Source organism: Brachybacterium sp. J153 (assembly GCF_036311905.1).
Taxonomy (GTDB): domain Bacteria; phylum Actinomycetota; class Actinomycetes; order Actinomycetales; family Dermabacteraceae; genus Brachybacterium.
The window spans coordinates 1-17,233 of the sequence record NZ_JAZDCH010000032.1 but is presented as its reverse complement, the minus strand read 5'-3'; the positions used below and the strand labels follow the sequence as shown (position 1 = coordinate 17,233).

Below are 17,233 nucleotides of genomic sequence, written 5' to 3'. Positions count from 1 at the left end.
CAGCTCCTCCGACGCTGACGCCCTGCTCTTCTTCGCCATCCGACCGTTCACAGCTGCTCCCTCATCTGCGCCGGTGCGCTCATGTGCTTGCGCGGCACGAGGCCGAGCGGCAGCCCGATCGCGAACGCTGAATCCTGCGACCCGTACACGGGCCGCAGCCGCAGCCGCGCCGTCGCCGCCAGGTTGTCCACCGTCGCGCGAGCATCCGCCACCATCGCCGGGTCATCGACCGTGGCCGTGACGACCATGCCGAACATCGTCAACCCCGCGCCCGAGGCCTCCTCCTGCGCCGTCGCGGCCGCCGCCCGCGCCGAGCGCAGATCACGCGCCGAGGGCTTGGCCGTGGCCGAGATACGGAACTCCGCAGCCCGGATATCCGCCTCCACGATCGCCGCAGCACGCGCCGCGTCGATCGGCCGGTAGAGCAGCGTCACACGCTTGCGGGTGACGTCACTGTGGGGAGCCAGCAGCCGCGCGAGGATGCCCGACTGCACGTTGCCCCGCGGCGCCTCCGTCATCTCCCAGGACACCGAGAAGGCGTTCTCGTGGAAGTACCCGTCCCACGTCGACTCCGCCGCCACCGGACCCACGTCATGCCACTGCATCGGCACCGTCTCGCCGGCCACCTTCGCCTCATCGAACAGCACCGCGGCCGCCGGATCGTAGGCGACCCGCACGACCTCGCACAGCTGCTGTGCCGACAGCGGCGCCGCGGCGCCGGCCCCCGTCGCTTGCAGGTTCCGCGTCAGGTTCGGCAGCCGCGCCGCGAGCTCGCGCGCCATCTCGTCCGCCTGGCGCCGCTTCCCACCCGAGCGGTGCGCAGCGTTGAACGTGATGGTCACGTACGCCTTCACCGTCGAGGAACCCGAGGGGTAGGTGTTCACGACCTCCCTCAGCATCTCCTGGGCAAAGGCCGGGGCGCCCGGATCGACGTTTGCTTCCACCTCTCGGCGCAGCCGTGACCCCGAGTCCGGCGCCGTCTCGATGGTCACCGCCGCCGCCTCGATCCCCGGCTCATCACCGAGGTTCCGCAGCCAGTGACCCCAGTCCGCCACCCACGTGTCGACCTGCTCAGGATCGACCAGCGCCGCACCATCCGGCTCCGTCCCGATGATCACCGAGAAAGTGCCCGTGGACGGGGAGTGCAGCAGAGCGAAAGGCCGGCCGTAGGAGTCCTCGAACTCCGACAGCCGCGTCGGCGCAGCGATCCCGGGAAGCTGGCACGTCCCCCACGGGGTGCGTCCCAGCGGCCCGGAGCGGTAGACGTTCTCCCCGCGAGCCCGGGTCACCCACCAGCCCCCGCGCGCGATCCCTCGATCCAGCGTGCTCTTCCCGTGCGAGTCCTTCGTGGTGACAACCAGCATCACCACCGCCAGGAACCCGAACCAGATCGCCGCCTCGAGCAGCCCGAAGATCATCACCACGATGATGATCGAAATCAGCCCGACGAACAGGCCGAACGTACCGATCGTGCCGAGGCCGAGAATGCCCGCCGACACAGGCCGGCGCCAGTTTCCATAGGTCCGAGGACCGTTCGTCTCAACGGCTGCCACTGGGACCGCCCCCTTCTTCACCTGTCGCTTCTTCGCCAACACTCTTCGCGGCGCCCGCAGCGGCCTTGCCAGCCTTCGTGCCGGCATCCACGGCGGCCCCCGCGGCCATCCCGACCGGGCCGCCCGCAGCGCCCGCAGCAGCCGCACCACCACCGGCACCGGCGGCCCCGGCTCCGGCACCAGCGGCGCCCGCGCCTGCCCCGGCACCGCCCGCGGCCCCGGCTCCCGCGCCCGCACCGGTTCCTGCCCCAGCGCCCGCGCCGCTGCCGGCCGCTCCCTCAGCGCCCGGCGTGCCCGCCCCGGTCTCTCCCGGTCCCCCGGAGCCTCCGGCATCGCCCGTCGCTCCACCGGGACCCGAGGACCCGTCAGACCCGGCCGAGGAGTCTCCGCTCCCCGCAGGTCCCTGACCACCCGCGGACGAATCACCCGAGGGACCGGACGGGCCGGTCTCGCTCGAGCCTGAGGGCGCAGAACTGCTGGAGGACGGCGCGCCCGAATCCGAGCCACCACCGCCGAACATGCCCATCAGCTTGCCCGTAGCCGCGGCGCCCATCGGCAGCGCAGCGACCGCGGCCGCGGCCGCCATCCCGCCGCCACCGCCGCCCGAGGTCTGCGACACCATCGGCGTCACGAACCGCATCAGCGCCGGCAGCGCGAACAGCGCCAGCACCATCAGCACCAGGCCCGTCAGCACCGCGATCATCCCTGTGCCGTCGTCCTGGAACACGTTGGTGCCGGCGAGCTGGAACGCGGCCGCGTACACGATCGCGGCCGCCGGCTTGTAGAGGATGAACGCGATCAGCCACCCGATCGCCTTCTTGAACCAGGCCATCCCCATCTCGGTGTTCGTGAACGACGCCGACAGCGGCAGAATCCCCGCCAAAATGACGAGCATCCCCCCACGAGCCACCATGAGCACGATCTGAATGATGGACGTCAGGATCGCCAGCAGCCCCAGGATGATGATCAGCAGCGGCCCGAGCGCCGGCGCCGCCGGATTCGTCGTCAGCGCCAGCAACGCCGTGATGTTCCCCGCGAAGCAGGACCCACCCTCAGCGATGTTGCAATCCAACGACCCGTTGAGAATCCACACGGCCGCGGAGTCCGCCACCGTGACCAGCAGCCCGATCACCGTCGTGCTCGCACCGGCCACCACGATCAGCGTCAGCACGCTCCGCACCAGGTCTTTGCCCGGCTGGGCCTGCTGGGTCCACGCCATGCGGACCCCCGCGACGATCACCGACAGCACCGCAGCCGCACCCATGAACCACCACAAGCTCGACTGCAAGAACAGCACCGAACCGCCAGCCCCCTCAGGGCCGGTCGGCATGAACCCCGCCACGAGCGAGCTGGCCCCCGAAATGAGGATCACCGAGGCCAACGTGATCGCCACCCGCCCCAGGACCACCTCACCGTTACCGCGCTTCATCATCGCGGACATATGAGCCCCCAGCGCCATCAGCGCCAGGATCGCGATCCCGAACCCGATCCAGGTCACGTAGGCCAAGACCGTCTCGAGATTCGTCCCCGCAACCTCCGGGTACTCCCCCGGCTCGATCGACGAGCCACCACCCGTCCCGGTCAGATTCGGCGTACCGATGTACACCCAGACCGTCCCGAGACTGGCCACCGCACGCTCGAACGCCTCAACGACCGCGGCCGCAAGGTTGTCGATCGCGTCGCCCGCAGCATCAGCGATGGCCTCCTTGCCGTGGCAGAACGGATTCACCACGTTGAGGCCGGTGCACCCCTTCTCTTCCTCATCCACCGTTCGGCCCCCACATCACATAGCCAGAGGTGTCTGTGATGGTGGCAAAGTCGACGGGAGCGGAGGCGTCGTCAGCGGCAAGCTTCCAGTCGCCGCCCTCCCACACAAGGGAGTAGACCGCCGACATCGTGACTTCCTGCCCCTCGGCACTCCCCTCGATGACGAGATCGACCGTTGCCGTGTCGCCGTCGTAGTTCAGGACGCGGAACCCGGCGACCTGCAACCGAACGCCTTCGGTCGCCGTGACGCCACCGCTCTCCGACAGCAGGGCGTCCCGCCCCGGACCATCGGCCAGCGCGTAACGGATCCAGGACTCCGCCGTTTCAGGGTCGGACCCCTGCGCGGCGGCGTTGGCGGCCATGAACAGAGCACCCTCAGGTGAGTGCTGGAAGCAGGATCGGACCCCGTTCTCGTCCGTCTTGCCTGGCCCGAACTCCTCAGAGGTCGGGTAACCGATCGTGCCCTGGAACTCCCACTCGGCCGCTGGCGCCTCGTCCACGGTGCCCTCGAGGACTTCTCCCTTGAGGCCGCAGATGCTCGCCCCCGCCGCCGGCTCCTCCGTCGGCTCGCTGGGCTCCTCCGACTCCTGTGCCGAGGACGTCGTGGCCGGTGCAGCCGTCGGCTCCTCCCGCGTCGCGTTCACGATGCCCACCGTCCCCAGGATCACCCCGAGGACGAGCACCACGGCCACCACGACCGCGGACACGATGAACCCCGGTCGGGTGAACGGGCTCTCGTTCGTCTCGTTGTTCTCGTCGGCAGCCATGTGCGTCTCCCTCAGGCCGCGAGGAATCCGACGAGGGAGAACGCCCCAGCGATGATGACGACGCCACCGAGCGCCCACCCGAGCGCACCGACCTTCTCGCCACCCTCACCGCGTCGTGATCCCACGGTCATCATGGCGCCGATGGCCATGATGCCGAGCACCGCGACGCCGAGGCAGACCCACTTAGCCCACCCCATGACGGCCTGGAACTTCTCGCCCACGCCAGGAGGAGCCGAACCGCCTCCCGGGTTCGGAACGTTGGCCGCCATGATGACGTGCGACGCCGTGTCCTGTGCAGCGCTAAGCAGAGCGATCGTCTGATCCATGATGCGTTTCCTTTCAAGATGCGCCGTCGGCGCGAGGGTTGGGGATGATGCCGTGCACCTCGTCGACCATCCGACGAGCTGCACGCGGAGCAGCTGAGAGAGTCGGTGACTCCCCCAGCCGCCACGATTCGATCCACGGGACCGTCCAGGCCCGTGGGACACCGCCGGAGACCACCTGCGCCAGGTCCCGCAGCGCGCGCGGGAGGCGACCAGGAGCGTCCGCGATGAGGACGAGGCCGAGCACATCGGCCTGAGGGACGACGCCCGCCGCCCACTGCGTCGCCGCAGCGCGCGCGGCCATCAGGCCCCGCATATGGGTTCGGGCGACCAGCAGCACCGGCGCGGCCGCGCGCTCGACGGGGCGGGGCCACGCATGGCCCGCCGCCTCCCATGAGGGGACCAGGCCGGCGACCGTGCTTTCCCCGGCGCCGCCGTGCACCCCGAGCACCCACACCGTGGGTGTCGCCCAGACCTCGCGCACCGGCAGCAGCTCCTCCGCCGCCGGCTCCGGCACGCCCGGCTGGGGACCCGTCGGCCCCGTCGGCGGTGCAGGCCTGTCGTTGATCACGGGCGCCTTCGGCTCTACTGCCGGCTCCGCACTCCGCGTGATCCACGGGTTGCTCGAGTTGGTCACCGTCTCCCCCGATCCGTGATCATGGCCTCACGACCATTCCGTTCCTCACCCTACGGCACCATACGCCTATAGACAACAGAGAGGTGTCATGACTCCATGACCATCTATTGCCAACATCGACATATGCCGTCTACCTTGTCTGTGTGTGGAGCATGGGCGGGGGACCCTCGATGACCGACAGCATCGACAAGCTGTTCGAGGGCCAGCCCGCGACCATGACCGCCAGTGACGTCGCAGAGGTGATGGGCCTCAGCAAGCAAGCCATCTACAAGTGGCTACAGGCCGAGGTGATCCCCGGGTACAAGCTCGGCAACACCTGGTTCATCCTCCGTGACGACCTCAAAGACGCCATGCGGGCGGGCAGCAACCTACGGCCCAACACCAAGGAGTAGATCGTCATGACCTCGGCACCCACCCCCTCGACCTGGCCCCACGTCGCGGCCACACTCAACCCCGACGGCACCGCGCAGCTCACGATCAGCGGCAGCACCACCCCCATCGCCGGGCGGTCCGTCGACGACGCCCGCGGCCAGGTCCTCGCCCGCATCACCGCCACGGCAGCCAAGCTCAACCGTCCCGTGCGTGCCGAGGTCACCGATCCCGAGGGCGAGTGGACGCTCCTGGTCCATCCCGACGGCGGCGTGGAGGAAGACCCCACCGTCCCGCGCAAGCGCAGCCGCGCGACCCGCGCAGCAACACCCGTCGCGCAGCAGCCGGAACAGGCGGCGCCAGCCCCGGCGCCACGCTCCCCCCTCGCACCCGCGCCGGCCGAGTCCGCGCCCGTCTGGAAGCAGGATCAGAGCGACCCCGCGGCCGACGAGCCGACCTGGACGCCCCAGCCAGAGCCCACCGAGGTCCCAGAGCCGGCCGTGCAGCGGCCGGCCCCGGCTCCCGAGGACCCCGAATGGACCGCCCGCGCAGCCCTTCCCGCCGAGGAAGGCGCCCGCGGCCGGTTCAACCGCGTGCTGGGCACGAAGATAGCCCCGTCCCCGGCCGAGCTCGCACACCGCCGCGCCACCCTCGAGAAAGAGCGCGAGCAGCGGGCACGCGAGCAGGCCGACGCAGAAGCCGCCGCCGCGGACGAGGGCCGCCGCGCAGCCCGTGAGCGCGCGGCCGCCGAAGCCTTCCGGCAGCTCCGCGCCATCATCCAGACCAACTTCCAGCGCACCCGCACGATCCTGGTGGCCAACCCCAAGGGCGGCGCCCGGAAGACCACCACCGCCGCGCTCCTCGCCGCCGTCCTCGGCATCTTCCGCGGCGGCTACGTCGCCGCCTGGGACGCCAACGAGACCATGGGCACGCTCGGCTCGAGAAGCCTCACCGGCACCCACACGCGAACCGTCGTGGACCTCCTCGAGGCAGCCGCGCAGCTCGACAGCATCCGCGTGGGAGACCTCGACGCCTACGTGCGCCCCCAGGGCGATTCCCACTTCGACGTCCTCGCCTCCGACGAGGACCCCACCCGTCAGGACATGGTGGACGCTGACGGCTTCGCCACCATCCACGACATCCTCGAACGCTTCTACCGCCTGATCGTCGTGGACACCGGCAACAACATCAGGGCCAGCCACTTCCGGGCCGCCCTCGACGCCGCCGACCAGCTCGTCATCCCCGTGGCCGCGTCCTACGACTCCGCCGAGGCAGCCGAGAAGATGATGCGCAGCTTCCGCGCCAGCGGCCACGACCAGCTCGTCGACGAGGCCGTCGTCCTCATCCACGACCTCGAGCCCGAGAACGGCGACCCGGCCTACTTCGACGTCGCCCGCTCCATCGCTGAGCGCTTCGAGCAGCAGGTCACCGCCGTTCTCCCCATCCCCTTCGACCCCGCCCTCAAGGACGGCGGCCAGATCGACTACGCGCAGCTCACGGACAAGACCCAGCGCGCCTACCAGGAAGCGGCCGGCGCCGTCGCCCGAAACCTCGCCGCGCAGCTCAAGGCGATGGCCTGATGATCCTCAGCCGCCGCTCCGCGATGCTTGCCCTGGCCACCGGGGCCGGCGTCCTGATCACCGGGTGCGCAGGCGAGGACCCCGCACCCACCAAGGCCACCCCCACCGAGCTTGAGGGACGCCCGATCGAGCCCGAGCCCGAAGACCCCTCCCAGGAAGGCGGCCCCGTCCCCGCCTCCGCAAGCGAGGAAGACGAACAGGCCGCGATCGCCGCTGCACGAGCGACCATGGACGTCTGGGTCCAGGGCTCCACCCTCGATCAGATGGACTGGCAGGAACAGCTACAGGCCACCCTCGCACCCCCTGCACAGCAGGCCTACGCCACCCGTCAGGGCTACAAGGTCCCGGACACCGAGGTCACCGAAGAACCGGCCATCATCCGCGCCAGCGTCGGCTCCGCTGTGGTCCGGGTGACCACCGACGCCTCCACCTACGAGGTGACCGTGGTCAAGGCCGGCGAGGAATGGAAGACCACCGCAGTCACCCCGATCGCAGGAGGCGACCAGTGAGCGAGAAGAAGGGCTCCGGCGCCGCGATCGCCGCAGGCGCCGTCCTCGCCGTCCCCTTCGCCATCGTCCCCGCAGCCGTGATGCTCCTCAGCGGCAGCGAGGAAGAGGAAGAAGCGTGCGCCCCCGGGGAGGCCACGCAGGCCTTCACCGTCTCCGGCGAGCTTCCCCAGGTCGACGGATACAACGCCCAGCAGCTCGAGACCGCCGCCATCATCATGCAGGTCGCCGCCGACAACGACCTGCCCTACGAAGCGCAGGTCATCGGCCTCATGACCGCGATGCAGGAAAGCACCCTCGGCATTAACACCCAGCCCACCGGCGACGGTGGCGATGCCGGCCCCTTCCAACAGCGAACCCTCCCCGGCTGGTACGGCACCGAAGAGCAGGTCCAAGACGTCGCCTACGCCGCCGAGAAGTTCTTCCTCGGACACGACATCACCGAGACCGGCCCCGGCGCCGCCGGCCCCGAGGGCTACCACATCCCCGGCCTCGTCGACGTCTTCGGCTGGCAGCACATGGCCCCCACCGTCGCCGCCCAGACCGTCCAAGGCAGCGCCCACCCCGACGCCTACGCCAAGCACCAGCCCGATGCCGAACGGATCATCGCCGCCCTGGCCGGCGTCGACGTCGTGGGCGCGGCCCCCGCCGACCTCTCCGCCAGCGCATGCACCCCCTCCACCACCGTCGCCAACGGCGACGTGCAGGCCGTGATCGACCGCGGCAAGAGCATCATCGGCACCCCCTACGACTTCGGCGGCGGCAGCATGGACGGCCCCGGCCCCGGCGGAATCGACTGCTCAGCCTTCGTCGCCTACTGCTGGACCGCAGCCGGCTACCGCGACCTCCCCCGCATCACCCAAGACCAATACGACTTCCTCGCCGCCTACCCCGTCGCCGTCGCTGATATCCAGCCCGGAGACCTCATCTACGAAGCCTGGGGACGCACCGGCGGCGTCGGCAGCTCCAACGGCATCAGCCACGTCACCATGTACATCGGCAACGACCAGGTGATCGAAGCCTCCCGCACCGCCATGGAAGTCCGCATCTCCCCCTCCCGCTTCAACGCCAGCGCCTTCGTCGGCATCCGCCGCATCCCCGCAGCCCCCACCGATGCCGAGTGAGGAACCAGAAAATGTTGATGCGACACGCCGCCACGCCCTACGTTTCTGTTTCACTGGCCTGTAGGGTCGTTCCCATGTCGACCACACGTCAGCGAGCGAAGGGCGGCGGCCGTCCCGGCAAGGGCGATCGTCATCCCTTCGCGGTGCGCGTCCCGCGCGAGTATGCCGACCGGGTGATGGCCTACGCGGACGCCACCGGCCGGTCCTACAACGACGTCATCGTGGCCCAGCTTGTTAAGCACATCGACGAGCTGGACGTCGAGGCCGTCGAACTGGGGCACAACCGGCTCGACGTCGACACCGACATGAAGGCCAGTTAAAAGACTTCGCCCCCGGCCTGTTGACGCAGGCCGAGGGCGATTCAGAAGTCTTCGGTAGCTAGTTGACGCTAGCCCCGAGGGCGAACCTTGAAAGGGAGGTTCATCAAGTTGTTGCCCCCAGACTACGGGGGTCGCTCGACCGTAGGCAAGTACGGCGAGCCCGGCGTGTCTGCCCACACGCCCGCGACCCCTCAGCAGCCGGACCCGTGGCTCCTCACCCAGACCATCAGCCCGCGCCCCACCGTGCGCGTGGCCAGCGTCGACGCCTACGGCGAGGTCCAGAACCTCTACTCGAGCACGCAGCGCGTCGGCCCCACTCCCCCCGAGACCCCGTGGGCCATCAACCTCACCGGCCCCGACCGTGCCTTCCGCCTGCTCTGCTTCGACCACGATGCCAAGACCGAGGGTGCGGCCGCGGCCGCCGCCCGGGACGCCGAGACCACCGCCGGACTCCTCGCCCGCGCCGGCCTCGAGCCCGTGGTGTGCGCCTCCGGCCCCGGCGGCGGCCGCCACGTCTGGGCCGCCCTGGCCGATCCCGTCGACGCCGAGACCGTGGCCACGCTCGCCCGGCTCACCAAGCACCTGTGCCCCACGCTCGACCTCTCCCCCCTGACCAACGCCGCCGCCGGCTGCGTGCGCCCCCCTGGCGCCCCGCACCGCGCCGGCGGAGTCTCCGAGGTGATCGCCGGCAGCGTCGCCGCGCTCATCCGGCCCACCGGCACCGCCGCACAGGTCCGCGCCGTGCTCGAGGACGTCGCCCAGCGCATCGAGACCGCCGAGCCGGCGACCGTGCCCGACGCGCGCCGGCCCCTGCCCGTGGACGCCCACCGCCACCGCTACCTCCCCGGCCCCCGCCGGCCCCTCCCCCGCGCCAGCGCAGCCGCCCTCGACGAGGACGCCGCCATGGGCGACGCCTCGGCCGTGCTGTGGCGCGTGCTCATCGGCGCCGCGGCCGCTAGATGGCGCTACGAGGACGTCGCCGCGCTCATCGACCGGCCCGGCATGGCCCACGTGCGCAGCGCCCGCGACCGCGGCCACCGCATCCCCCGCACCCCGGTCGACAGCGCCGCGATCCTCCGCAGGCAGTGGGACAAGGCCGTCCAGCACATCGCCGCGAGCCCCCGCCGCACCGAGGGCGAGGACCCGACCTTCAACGGGCGAGCCGGCGCGATCGCCGCGCACGTCCGCGAGGTCCAGCAGCGCGCCGACGCCTCCGCCGGCCGCTGGACCACTCCCGCCGGCCCCACCGACCGCCGAGTCCTCGACGCGCTGTGCCTGCTCGCGCTACAGGGCGTCACGGCCTCCGTGGAGGCCGATATCCGCCGCCTGGGACTCCTGGCCGGGATCGGCCGCGAAACCGCGCGCACGGGCCTCCTGCGCCTCGCACAGGACGGATGGATCACCCAGCACTCCCCCGCCGAGGGCGTGCGCGCCGCGCGCTGGACCATCGGCCCCAGCTCCGCTGTCCACAAGTCCCCGACCGAGGGTCGGTCACAAGCGGACCCGCGCGCCCCCCACACCCCCACCGGGGCCGCCGACCGGACCACGCTGCTCGCCCTCCTCCGCTCCCGGCTCACGGATGCCGCGCACGACGCCTTCACCCCGGGAGCCCTCGGACACCACGCAGGGAACCTCTACGCCCGCACCAGCCAGGACCCCCAGAGCCCCGCAGACCTCGCCCGCAGCACCGGAGCCTCCCTCCCCCGCACCCTCCGTGTTCTCGAGCGCCTGGCCTCAGACGGCGTGCTCCTGGTCGGCCCCGACGGCTGGCGACGCCCCCGCCGCGATGCTCGAGCAGCAGCCGCGACCCGATACGGCATCAGCGGCCGCCTCGAGCAGCGCGCCCGCACCTACGCCCTCGAGCGCGACCTCTGGACCTGGTGGCAGGCAGAGCAGGCATGGATGCGAGCACCCCGCCGGACCCCCGCCCAGCGCCGCGCCGGTCACGGACAGCTCGCGATCATCCCCAGCCCCGAGACCACGAGCTACGGCGCACACCCCCGACGAGCCGACGGGCGAGCCGACTACCGCGCCGCCCGCGCGCTCCGTCTCGAAGACCACCGACCGACCGAGCAGCCCAAGCCAGCAGCAGTCCGGCGTGCAGCGTGATCGTGGGGCACGTGATGCTGCCGCGGGTGCTCCGCACCCTTGCCCTCGAAAGGCAGAAGAGGGCGCGGTGACAGCCGTACCCGACAGGCGCGTCCCCGACTCCCGAGGATCAGCCGCCGGTACCAGCCCGGTCCTGGGCCTGTGGTCCAGACCAAGGAGCTACAGCGAAAAGAGAGTGTTCTCGGAGAACAGCGGATTGAGGGCGTGGGGCAGGTGAGCGCATCGGCGCCGGGAGCTGCATGGGTACGTCGAAGGAGCTGGGGACACCAGGAGGTAGGGGGTGGACCTGGCAAGGCGAGTGGCGGTTGGCCTGCGCAAACTACACCGAAGTAATACCGGCATTAGGGTTGTGCCGGCAATGCCAGCATTATAGACTGAGGGCACATTAGGAAGCAGTACCGAGAGGAGCGAGACCATGAACGCCACCACCGTCACCGTCTACTCGAAGCCCCTGTGCGTGCAGTGCGACGCGACCAAGCGGGCACTCACCAAGGCCGGCATCGCCTACACCGTCGTCGACATCGCCGAGGACGCCGAGGCCCTGGCCACGATCAAGGCCCTGGGGTACGTGCAGGCACCCGTCGTCATCACCTCCGAGGACCACTGGTCCGGCTTCCGCCCCGACCGCATCAAGGCCCTGGCTCACGCCGCCTGATCCCTAATAACTCTATTACCAGCTTAGGAGACATCATGTCGAACACCACCACCCGTACCGTCGACGCCACCGCCACTCTCACGATCGAGTGGAGCGAGGCCGAGCACATCGACCGCATGAAGGGCCGCGCCCTCCCCCTCGGGTACGGCGCCGCTTTCCTCGAGGCCGAGCACGTGCGCGAGCTGATCGAGCGGAACGGACAGGGCGGCTACACCAAGACCGGATTCCTGATCACGTTCACCCGCGACGGCGAGGACGAGCGCACCACCTGGCAGGGCCGCTACGACCTCGGCTGCGACACCGCCACCCTGGCCGAGCACATCGAGGGCTTCGCCAAGCACGCCCGCCCCATGCTCCGCAGCTTCGGCCGCACCGAGGAGGAGTTGGACCAGATGCAGCGCGACGCCGAGCACATCGCGCGCTGCATCGAGGCGCAGCGCCGCGGCCGCCGCTACTACCTCGCCTGACCACCCCCAGGGGCCGGCGGAACACCCCGCCGGCCCCTCCCCCAATAACTCCATTACCAGCTAAGGAGCCGTCATGACCCGCGCCGCCGCCACCTACATCAGCCCCTCCATGGAGCGCTACGAGCTGCCCGCCGACACGCCCGACGCTTTCGCGCTCTCCCTGTGCGAACAGTGCGCCCTCGCCCTGGCCGGCCACACCAGCGCCGACACCGGCGACCCCGCCACGGACGAGGCCGCCATGTGGATGGAAGATCAGTGGAGCTATCCCTACGCCACCGAACTCACCACCGCCGCCCCGACGGCGTGCAGCACCACGACGTGCGACGGATGCGGCACCGGCGACGCCGGCCGCCGACACCCAGCGATCGCCCACCGAATCGACTAACCCCCTTGACCCCAATAACTCTATTAGGGACAATAGAGCCATGATCAAGGAGGCCACCATGGAACAGCTCTCCATCTTCGATGAACTCGAGCGGCAGGACGTCGCTGCCCGCGCCGCAGACGACTCCCTCGAGGGATACCAGGCCCGCTATGAGCGCGGCGAGCTGCTGCCGGGGGAGAGCTGCCCCGGGTGCGGCCGCATCTTCGCGAGGGGCGGCTACGACGGCTCCCGCAATCACCGCGTGTACGAGGACTCCGCCGGCCTCATCTGTACCGGCATGGAGCTGACTCGCCGCCACCTCGCCATCGCCCTCTCGAACGACCCGCAGTGGCAGGGGTTCGCCAACGGCGACGAGGCGCAGCGCGCCATCGCCGCCGGCTGGCCCGAGGCCACCGTGCACGCCTGGCAGGCCGACCCCCGCGAGCTGCTGCGTGTGCTGCGCTCGCCCTCCGCTTCCCGCACCGCCGAGACCGAGGAGAACATGAATTAGCTAGATCTATTGACCCCAGTAACTCTATTGACAACAATGGATGCACCGACACGAAGGAGGCTCCCAATGAGCTACATCGTCCGTACCGGAAACCTCGCCGCCACCCCCAAGCTCCAGCAGGGGGAGCGCGGCTCCTACACCTACGCCCGCGTGATCGTCACCGACAGCATCAAGAAGGACGACGACTTCGTCGACGGCCCGGCCATCGCCTACGACGTCGCCGTCAGCGGCCGCGACGCCGAGCGCCTGGTGGCCACCGCCGAGCGTGACGGCAACGTGCGCGTGATCTTCGCCGGTCGCTACTACGTCACCGAGTACACCGCCAAGGACGGCACCCCGCGCCTTCAGCACAACGTGCAGGCCGACCAGATCGGCGTCAGCTTCCGAGGCCAGGACGTCCACGTGCCCGGCAAGAAGCAGCAGACCACCGAGTGACCACACCGGGGGAGGGGCCGGACCGCCGGCCCCTCCCCGCCCTTCACCACCGAAAGGTCGTCACCAGTGAAGACCATCGCCATGTGCAACCAGAAGGGCGGCGTCGGCAAGACCGCCACCACCGCGCAGCTTGCCCGCGCCGCCGTGCGCCAGGGACTCCGGGTGCTCGTGGTCGACGCCGATCCCCAGGGCAACGCGACGACCGCCCTGGCCGCCGAGGAGCCGCCCGAGGATGCCGCCGGCCTCGCTGACGTCCTCACCTCCCGTGCCGACACGACCGTGGCCGACGCGCTCGTCCCGGGCGTCTGGCCCGGCCTCGAGGTCCTGCCGACCGTCGGCGGCGGCAGCCTCGGACTCGTCCGTGACGAGCTGATCCAGACCGCCATCGGCCGCGAGGGACGCCTCCGCGACGCCCTCGCCACCGCCGGCGAGGCATGGGACCTGGTGCTCATCGACTGCGCCCCGAGCCTCGATCAGCTCACCATCAACGCCCTGGCCGCCGCGGACGTCGCCGCAGCCGTCACCGAGGCCGACCGCTTCGCCTCCCACGGACTGGTGCAGCTCTTCCAGACCATCGCATTGGTCCGCCAGCACTACCGGCCCTCCCTGCGCCTGGCGGGCGTCATCGTCAACCGCTACCGCCCGCGCGAGCGCGAGGCCCGCGCCTGGCTCGACGAACTGCGCACCGCATCGGAGGACATGGGCTTCCCGCTGCTGGACCCCCCGATCCCGTACCGCGCCGGCATCGCCGCCGCGATGGCCGCCGGCGCCGGCATCGACGAATGGACCGCCATGCCCCGCGCGCAGCGCGACGAGCTCGCGGCCCTGTACGCCACCCACCTGCACACCATCACTCAGGAGGCATGACCTCATGGCCACCCCCGACAAGCGCCGCAGGTCCAGCGTGTTCGCCGGACGCAGCCCCGTCGACCCGCCCGCGCCGGCGCCGGAGCAGTCCCCGGCGCCGGCGACCGCCTCGACCGGAAAGAAGTACCCGCCCAAGGTCACGTTCTACCAGCCCCAGGACGACACCGCCCGGATGCGCGGCGCCTTCCGCCACACCGACCGCGAGGAGGGAGACCGCAGCCTCTCCGACTTCATCCACAAGGCCGTCATGGCCGAGGTGGAGCGCCGCGAGAAGAAGTACAACAGCGGCAAGCCGTTCCCCGACCTCGAGGCCGGCAGCATCCCGCGCGGCCGACCGATGGGGGAGTGACGCCGATGGAGGAGCGCCGCTTCATGACGCTCGAGGACGTCCAGGAAGTGCTGCTCATCAGCAGGAGTCAGGCCTACGCCCTCGTGCGCTCCGGCGATCTCCGCGCGATTCAAGTCGGTGGACGCAATCAATGGCGCGTGGAACACGCCGAGCTTGAGGCCTACATCGAGCGCGCCTACAAGCAGACCGAGCGCTCGATCCAGCGAGACGAGGGGGCCGCCCTCTGATGGTGCCCCACACATCTCTCGGCACCCAGCGATGACGGGTCCGCCATCAATGTCTGAGCACTCAGGAAGGATGATCACATGGCACAGGACCCAGCCCCGTCGTGCAGATCGCGCCAACCTCAGTCGCGGTTCAATCTGCACGCCTCAGAGCGAGCCTCCTACCCCCGGGGGCCGAAGCCGTCCCTCCATGCCTGAGGTCGCTAGAGGCTCGCAACAGACTGAGCAAGCACTGAGCCCCGGATTCAGTGGACGGGTTCGCGCCCCTGGAGCGAGGCAGCACAGCACTGTTTCAGCATGCGCCTCACTCCAGGGCACTTCGTCACCATCAGAGGCGATAGGTGTCCTCGTACCAGTCGACGTACTGTCGGAACTCCTCGAGCAAGTCGAGCTCTCCGTCATAGGCCTCTAGCGTGAGCCGAACGATCGTCTCGTAGCCACGCTTGTACTGCGCGCGCTCGGGGAGGTCCTTCTTCGTCGGCCTGTGCACCGTGCCGTCTCCAAGCACGACCGACTCGTTGTCCTGTGCATAGTCAAGGACGGTCTTGTCGTAGAAGCGGGTTGCCGACATCATCAGGGTGCTGCGCACCCAATCCTTCGGGACGAGCAGTAGTGGCTTGCCGTCAGCGATGGGTAGCCGCACCTTCTTGTTCTGCCAGTCGCTGGTCATGGGGTCCCATACCTGGCGTTCCACCTCGACTGCGGTGCTGCCCATTTGCGGGTAGTGCGAGCACATGAGGGCGGTGAAGTTGGCGAGTGGCTCGAAGACGATGCGCGTCACGATGTCGCTGGTGCGATCATCGGCGACATCCGGCACGAAGGCGGGGAGGTCTTCGATGTGCTTGAGGATCGCGACTCGGAAGAGCGGGTAGAGGTCCGTCGACAACACCTCCCAGATGTCTTCCCCTAGCTGGTCGGCTCCTCCCTTGCCATCGATGCCGTGGAGAGACATGCCCAGTCGAGTCTCCTTGGGCTCATGGAAGCGCTGGAGGAGAGCTTTGCCGCGGAGGTCGCGGCGGACGACTGTGGAGGCGATGCGGTCCCAGAAGGTGTCGAGGCAATGAACTGCCTCGGCCCGCGCTTGGGCGGGTGTCGCGAGCAGTCGTATGCGTCTCGGGTCGAGATACAGCCTTGTGTCATCGGTGGAGTCGACGTCGACAAACGGAGTCGGCGTCTGGATGTTGTAGTAGGAATGGGCTGACCCCGTGATGTAGGTCCAGTCGTTGTGTGAGTCCTCTTGATGCTCGCTGCTGCGGGCAGGAAGACTGGTCTCATCATGACGAACACGAGGAAGCGGCACACGCCTGAGCAGGTCGTGCGCAAGCTCGGACAGGCCGACCGGATGCTGGCCGATGGCGCGGACGTCGCGGCGGTGTGCCGCGAGCTGGGCGTGTCGGAACAGACGTACTACCGGTGGCGCAACCAGTACGGCGGGCTCAAGGCCGACGACGCCAAGCGCCTCAAGGAGCTCGAGAAGCAGAACGCCACCCTCAAGCGTCTGCTCGCTGAAGCAGAGCTGGAGAAGGCGGCGCTGAAGGAGCTGGCAGAGGGAAACTTCTAGGCCCGGGCAGGAGGCGCGCCGCCGTCGCTCACCTCATCGCGAAGATGCGGGTGAGCGAGCGGATGGCGTGCCGGCTGACCGGGCTATCCAGGTCCGCCTACCGGCGCACCCTCAAGGCCGATACCGTCGCCGACCCCGACGCCGCCTTGCGTGAATGGCTGCGCGGTTACGCGAAGAAGCACCCCCGCTGGGGCTACCGGCGCGCGTACCACGACGCCCGCGGCGAGGGCTGGCAGGTCAACCACAAGAAGATCCAGCGGCTATGGCGCGAGGAAGGCCTACGCGTGCCCCAGCAACGTCGCCGTAAGCGCATCGGCTCCTCGACCGCGGACGCCCCCAAGGCGTGCGCCCCGAACGTGGTGTGGGCCATCGACTTCCAGTTCGACGTCGACGAGGCCGGGCGTCCGATCAAGATCGCGTCGATCGTGGACGAGCACACCCGGGTCTGCCTCGGCGGCCTCGTGGAACGCTCCATCACCGCCGACCGTCTCACCGACCATCTCGACGACCTCGTCAAGCTGCACGGCCCGCCCGCGGTCCTCAGAAGCGACAACGGGCCCGAGTTCATCAGCCAGGCGATCGCCGACTGGGCCGGCACCCGCACCGGCTTGTCGTACATCCCGCCCGGCTCGCCGTGGCTCAACGGCTACGTCGAGTCGTTCAACTCCCGCCTGCGCGACGAGTGCTTGAACATCAACAGCTTCTACTCACTGCTGCACGCCCAGGTCGTCATCGGCGACTGGAA

The 17,233-nt window shown here is 69.7% G+C and carries 20 protein-coding genes and 1 pseudogene; 15 read left to right on the top strand and 6 right to left on the bottom strand.

Annotated elements, in window-relative coordinates; all coding sequences use genetic code 11:
• Positions 1–47 precede the first annotated feature (47 nt).
• The 5 genes from V1258_RS15040 to V1258_RS15020 are packed head-to-tail and all read right to left on the bottom strand — an operon-like array spanning position 48 to position 5,047.
• The gene (locus tag V1258_RS15040) at positions 48–1,553 is read right to left on the bottom strand and encodes an SCO6880 family protein (protein WP_329750445.1); all 1,506 of its coding nucleotides are present in this window, start codon (positions 1,551–1,553) and stop codon (positions 48–50) included.
• Positions 1,540–3,321 (bottom strand): hypothetical protein, encoded by a 1,782-nt coding sequence (locus tag V1258_RS15035; protein ID WP_329750444.1) that lies wholly within the window; start codon positions 3,319–3,321, stop codon positions 1,540–1,542. Before V1258_RS15035 ends, V1258_RS15040 begins: the two co-directional genes overlap by 14 nt.
• Positions 3,314–4,087 carry a hypothetical protein gene (locus V1258_RS15030; protein WP_329750443.1) on the bottom strand — a complete coding sequence of 258 codons (774 nt, stop codon included), beginning with the start codon at positions 4,085–4,087 and terminating at the stop codon, positions 3,314–3,316. Before V1258_RS15030 ends, V1258_RS15035 begins: the two co-directional genes overlap by 8 nt.
• A gap of 11 nt (positions 4,088–4,098) precedes the next feature.
• Positions 4,099–4,413 carry a hypothetical protein gene (locus V1258_RS15025; RefSeq protein WP_329750442.1) on the bottom strand — a complete coding sequence of 105 codons (315 nt, stop codon included), beginning with the start codon at positions 4,411–4,413 and terminating at the stop codon, positions 4,099–4,101.
• Positions 4,414–4,426: 13 nt separating this feature from the next.
• The gene (locus V1258_RS15020; protein ID WP_329750441.1) at positions 4,427–5,047 is read right to left on the bottom strand and encodes a DUF6668 family protein; all 621 of its coding nucleotides are present in this window, start codon (positions 5,045–5,047) and stop codon (positions 4,427–4,429) included.
• Positions 5,048–5,217: 170 nt separating this feature from the next.
• Between V1258_RS15020 and V1258_RS15015 the strand changes: the two genes are divergently transcribed.
• The 14 genes from V1258_RS15015 to V1258_RS14950 all read left to right on the top strand — a co-directional run bounded on the left by V1258_RS15015 (position 5,218) and on the right by V1258_RS14950 (position 14,930).
• The gene (locus V1258_RS15015; RefSeq protein ID WP_329750440.1) at positions 5,218–5,439 is read left to right on the top strand and encodes a helix-turn-helix domain-containing protein; all 222 of its coding nucleotides are present in this window, start codon (positions 5,218–5,220) and stop codon (positions 5,437–5,439) included.
• 6 nt (positions 5,440–5,445) lie between these two features.
• Positions 5,446–6,996, top strand: a complete 1,551-nt coding sequence (locus V1258_RS15010) for a MinD/ParA family ATP-binding protein (RefSeq protein ID WP_329750439.1) — start codon at positions 5,446–5,448, stop codon at positions 6,994–6,996.
• A complete protein-coding gene (locus tag V1258_RS15005; protein ID WP_329750438.1) occupies positions 6,996–7,505 on the top strand; it encodes a hypothetical protein in 510 nt (169 codons plus the stop codon). Before V1258_RS15010 ends, V1258_RS15005 begins: the two co-directional genes overlap by 1 nt.
• On the top strand, positions 7,502–8,626 hold the full coding sequence (locus tag V1258_RS15000) for a C40 family peptidase (RefSeq protein ID WP_329750437.1): 1,125 nt from the start codon (positions 7,502–7,504) through the stop codon (positions 8,624–8,626). The genes V1258_RS15005 and V1258_RS15000 overlap by 4 nt, the downstream gene beginning before the upstream one ends.
• Before the next feature lie 74 nt (positions 8,627–8,700).
• A complete protein-coding gene (locus V1258_RS14995) occupies positions 8,701–8,946 on the top strand; it encodes an Arc family DNA-binding protein (protein WP_329750436.1) in 246 nt (81 codons plus the stop codon).
• A 165-nt stretch (positions 8,947–9,111) separates the two neighbouring features.
• Positions 9,112–11,055, top strand: a complete 1,944-nt coding sequence (locus V1258_RS14990) for a hypothetical protein (RefSeq protein ID WP_329750435.1) — start codon at positions 9,112–9,114, stop codon at positions 11,053–11,055.
• 415 nt (positions 11,056–11,470) lie between these two features.
• A complete protein-coding gene (nrdH, locus tag V1258_RS14985; RefSeq protein WP_329750434.1) occupies positions 11,471–11,710 on the top strand; it encodes a glutaredoxin-like protein NrdH in 240 nt (79 codons plus the stop codon).
• A 35-nt stretch (positions 11,711–11,745) separates the two neighbouring features.
• Positions 11,746–12,177, top strand: coding sequence for an LPD25 domain-containing protein (locus V1258_RS14980; protein ID WP_329750433.1), 432 nt, complete (start codon positions 11,746–11,748; stop codon positions 12,175–12,177).
• Between the two features lie 73 nt (positions 12,178–12,250).
• Entirely contained in the window at positions 12,251–12,562 is a 312-nt protein-coding gene (locus V1258_RS14975) for a hypothetical protein (RefSeq protein ID WP_329750432.1), read from the top strand.
• A 58-nt stretch (positions 12,563–12,620) separates the two neighbouring features.
• Entirely contained in the window at positions 12,621–13,052 is a 432-nt protein-coding gene (locus tag V1258_RS14970; protein WP_329750431.1) for a hypothetical protein, read from the top strand.
• Between the two features lie 66 nt (positions 13,053–13,118).
• Positions 13,119–13,487 (top strand): single-stranded DNA-binding protein, encoded by a 369-nt coding sequence (locus tag V1258_RS14965; protein WP_329750430.1) that lies wholly within the window; start codon positions 13,119–13,121, stop codon positions 13,485–13,487.
• A gap of 66 nt (positions 13,488–13,553) precedes the next feature.
• Entirely contained in the window at positions 13,554–14,354 is an 801-nt protein-coding gene (locus V1258_RS14960; RefSeq protein ID WP_329750429.1) for a ParA family protein, read from the top strand.
• Positions 14,355–14,358: 4 nt separating this feature from the next.
• Positions 14,359–14,703, top strand: coding sequence for a ParB family protein (locus V1258_RS14955; RefSeq protein ID WP_329750428.1), 345 nt, complete (start codon positions 14,359–14,361; stop codon positions 14,701–14,703).
• Between the two features lie 23 nt (positions 14,704–14,726).
• Positions 14,727–14,930, top strand: coding sequence for a helix-turn-helix domain-containing protein (locus V1258_RS14950; RefSeq protein WP_329750427.1), 204 nt, complete (start codon positions 14,727–14,729; stop codon positions 14,928–14,930).
• A 325-nt stretch (positions 14,931–15,255) separates the two neighbouring features.
• Here V1258_RS14950 and V1258_RS14945 read toward each other — a convergent pair whose 3' ends face one another.
• The gene (locus V1258_RS14945) at positions 15,256–15,879 is read right to left on the bottom strand and encodes a hypothetical protein (protein ID WP_329750426.1); all 624 of its coding nucleotides are present in this window, start codon (positions 15,877–15,879) and stop codon (positions 15,256–15,258) included.
• Between the two features lie 324 nt (positions 15,880–16,203).
• Between V1258_RS14945 and V1258_RS14940 the strand changes: the two are divergent.
• Positions 16,204–17,233, top strand: a pseudogene (locus V1258_RS14940) (IS3 family transposase); the annotation flags it as partial.

What these genes read in the sequence shown, in the direction of transcription:
- V1258_RS15030 (WP_329750443.1), bottom strand. Translation starts at nt 4,087, where the DNA reads ATGGCTGCCGACGAGAACAACGAGACGAACGAGAGCCCGTTCACCCGA.
- V1258_RS15025 (WP_329750442.1), bottom strand. Translation starts at nt 4,413, where the DNA reads ATGGATCAGACGATCGCTCTGCTTAGCGCTGCACAGGACACGGCGTCG.
- V1258_RS15015 (WP_329750440.1), top strand. Translation starts at nt 5,218, where the DNA reads ATGACCGACAGCATCGACAAGCTGTTCGAGGGCCAGCCCGCGACCATG.
- V1258_RS15010 (WP_329750439.1), top strand. Translation starts at nt 5,446, where the DNA reads ATGACCTCGGCACCCACCCCCTCGACCTGGCCCCACGTCGCGGCCACA.
- V1258_RS15005 (WP_329750438.1), top strand. Translation starts at nt 6,996, where the DNA reads ATGATCCTCAGCCGCCGCTCCGCGATGCTTGCCCTGGCCACCGGGGCC.
- V1258_RS14995 (WP_329750436.1), top strand. Translation starts at nt 8,701, where the DNA reads ATGTCGACCACACGTCAGCGAGCGAAGGGCGGCGGCCGTCCCGGCAAG.
- nrdH (WP_329750434.1), top strand. Translation starts at nt 11,471, where the DNA reads ATGAACGCCACCACCGTCACCGTCTACTCGAAGCCCCTGTGCGTGCAG.
- V1258_RS14980 (WP_329750433.1), top strand. Translation starts at nt 11,746, where the DNA reads ATGTCGAACACCACCACCCGTACCGTCGACGCCACCGCCACTCTCACG.
- V1258_RS14975 (WP_329750432.1), top strand. Translation starts at nt 12,251, where the DNA reads ATGACCCGCGCCGCCGCCACCTACATCAGCCCCTCCATGGAGCGCTAC.
- V1258_RS14970 (WP_329750431.1), top strand. Translation starts at nt 12,621, where the DNA reads ATGGAACAGCTCTCCATCTTCGATGAACTCGAGCGGCAGGACGTCGCT.
- V1258_RS14965 (WP_329750430.1), top strand. Translation starts at nt 13,119, where the DNA reads ATGAGCTACATCGTCCGTACCGGAAACCTCGCCGCCACCCCCAAGCTC.
- V1258_RS14955 (WP_329750428.1), top strand. Translation starts at nt 14,359, where the DNA reads ATGGCCACCCCCGACAAGCGCCGCAGGTCCAGCGTGTTCGCCGGACGC.
- V1258_RS14950 (WP_329750427.1), top strand. Translation starts at nt 14,727, where the DNA reads ATGACGCTCGAGGACGTCCAGGAAGTGCTGCTCATCAGCAGGAGTCAG.
- V1258_RS14945 (WP_329750426.1), bottom strand. Translation starts at nt 15,879, where the DNA reads ATGTCTCTCCACGGCATCGATGGCAAGGGAGGAGCCGACCAGCTAGGG.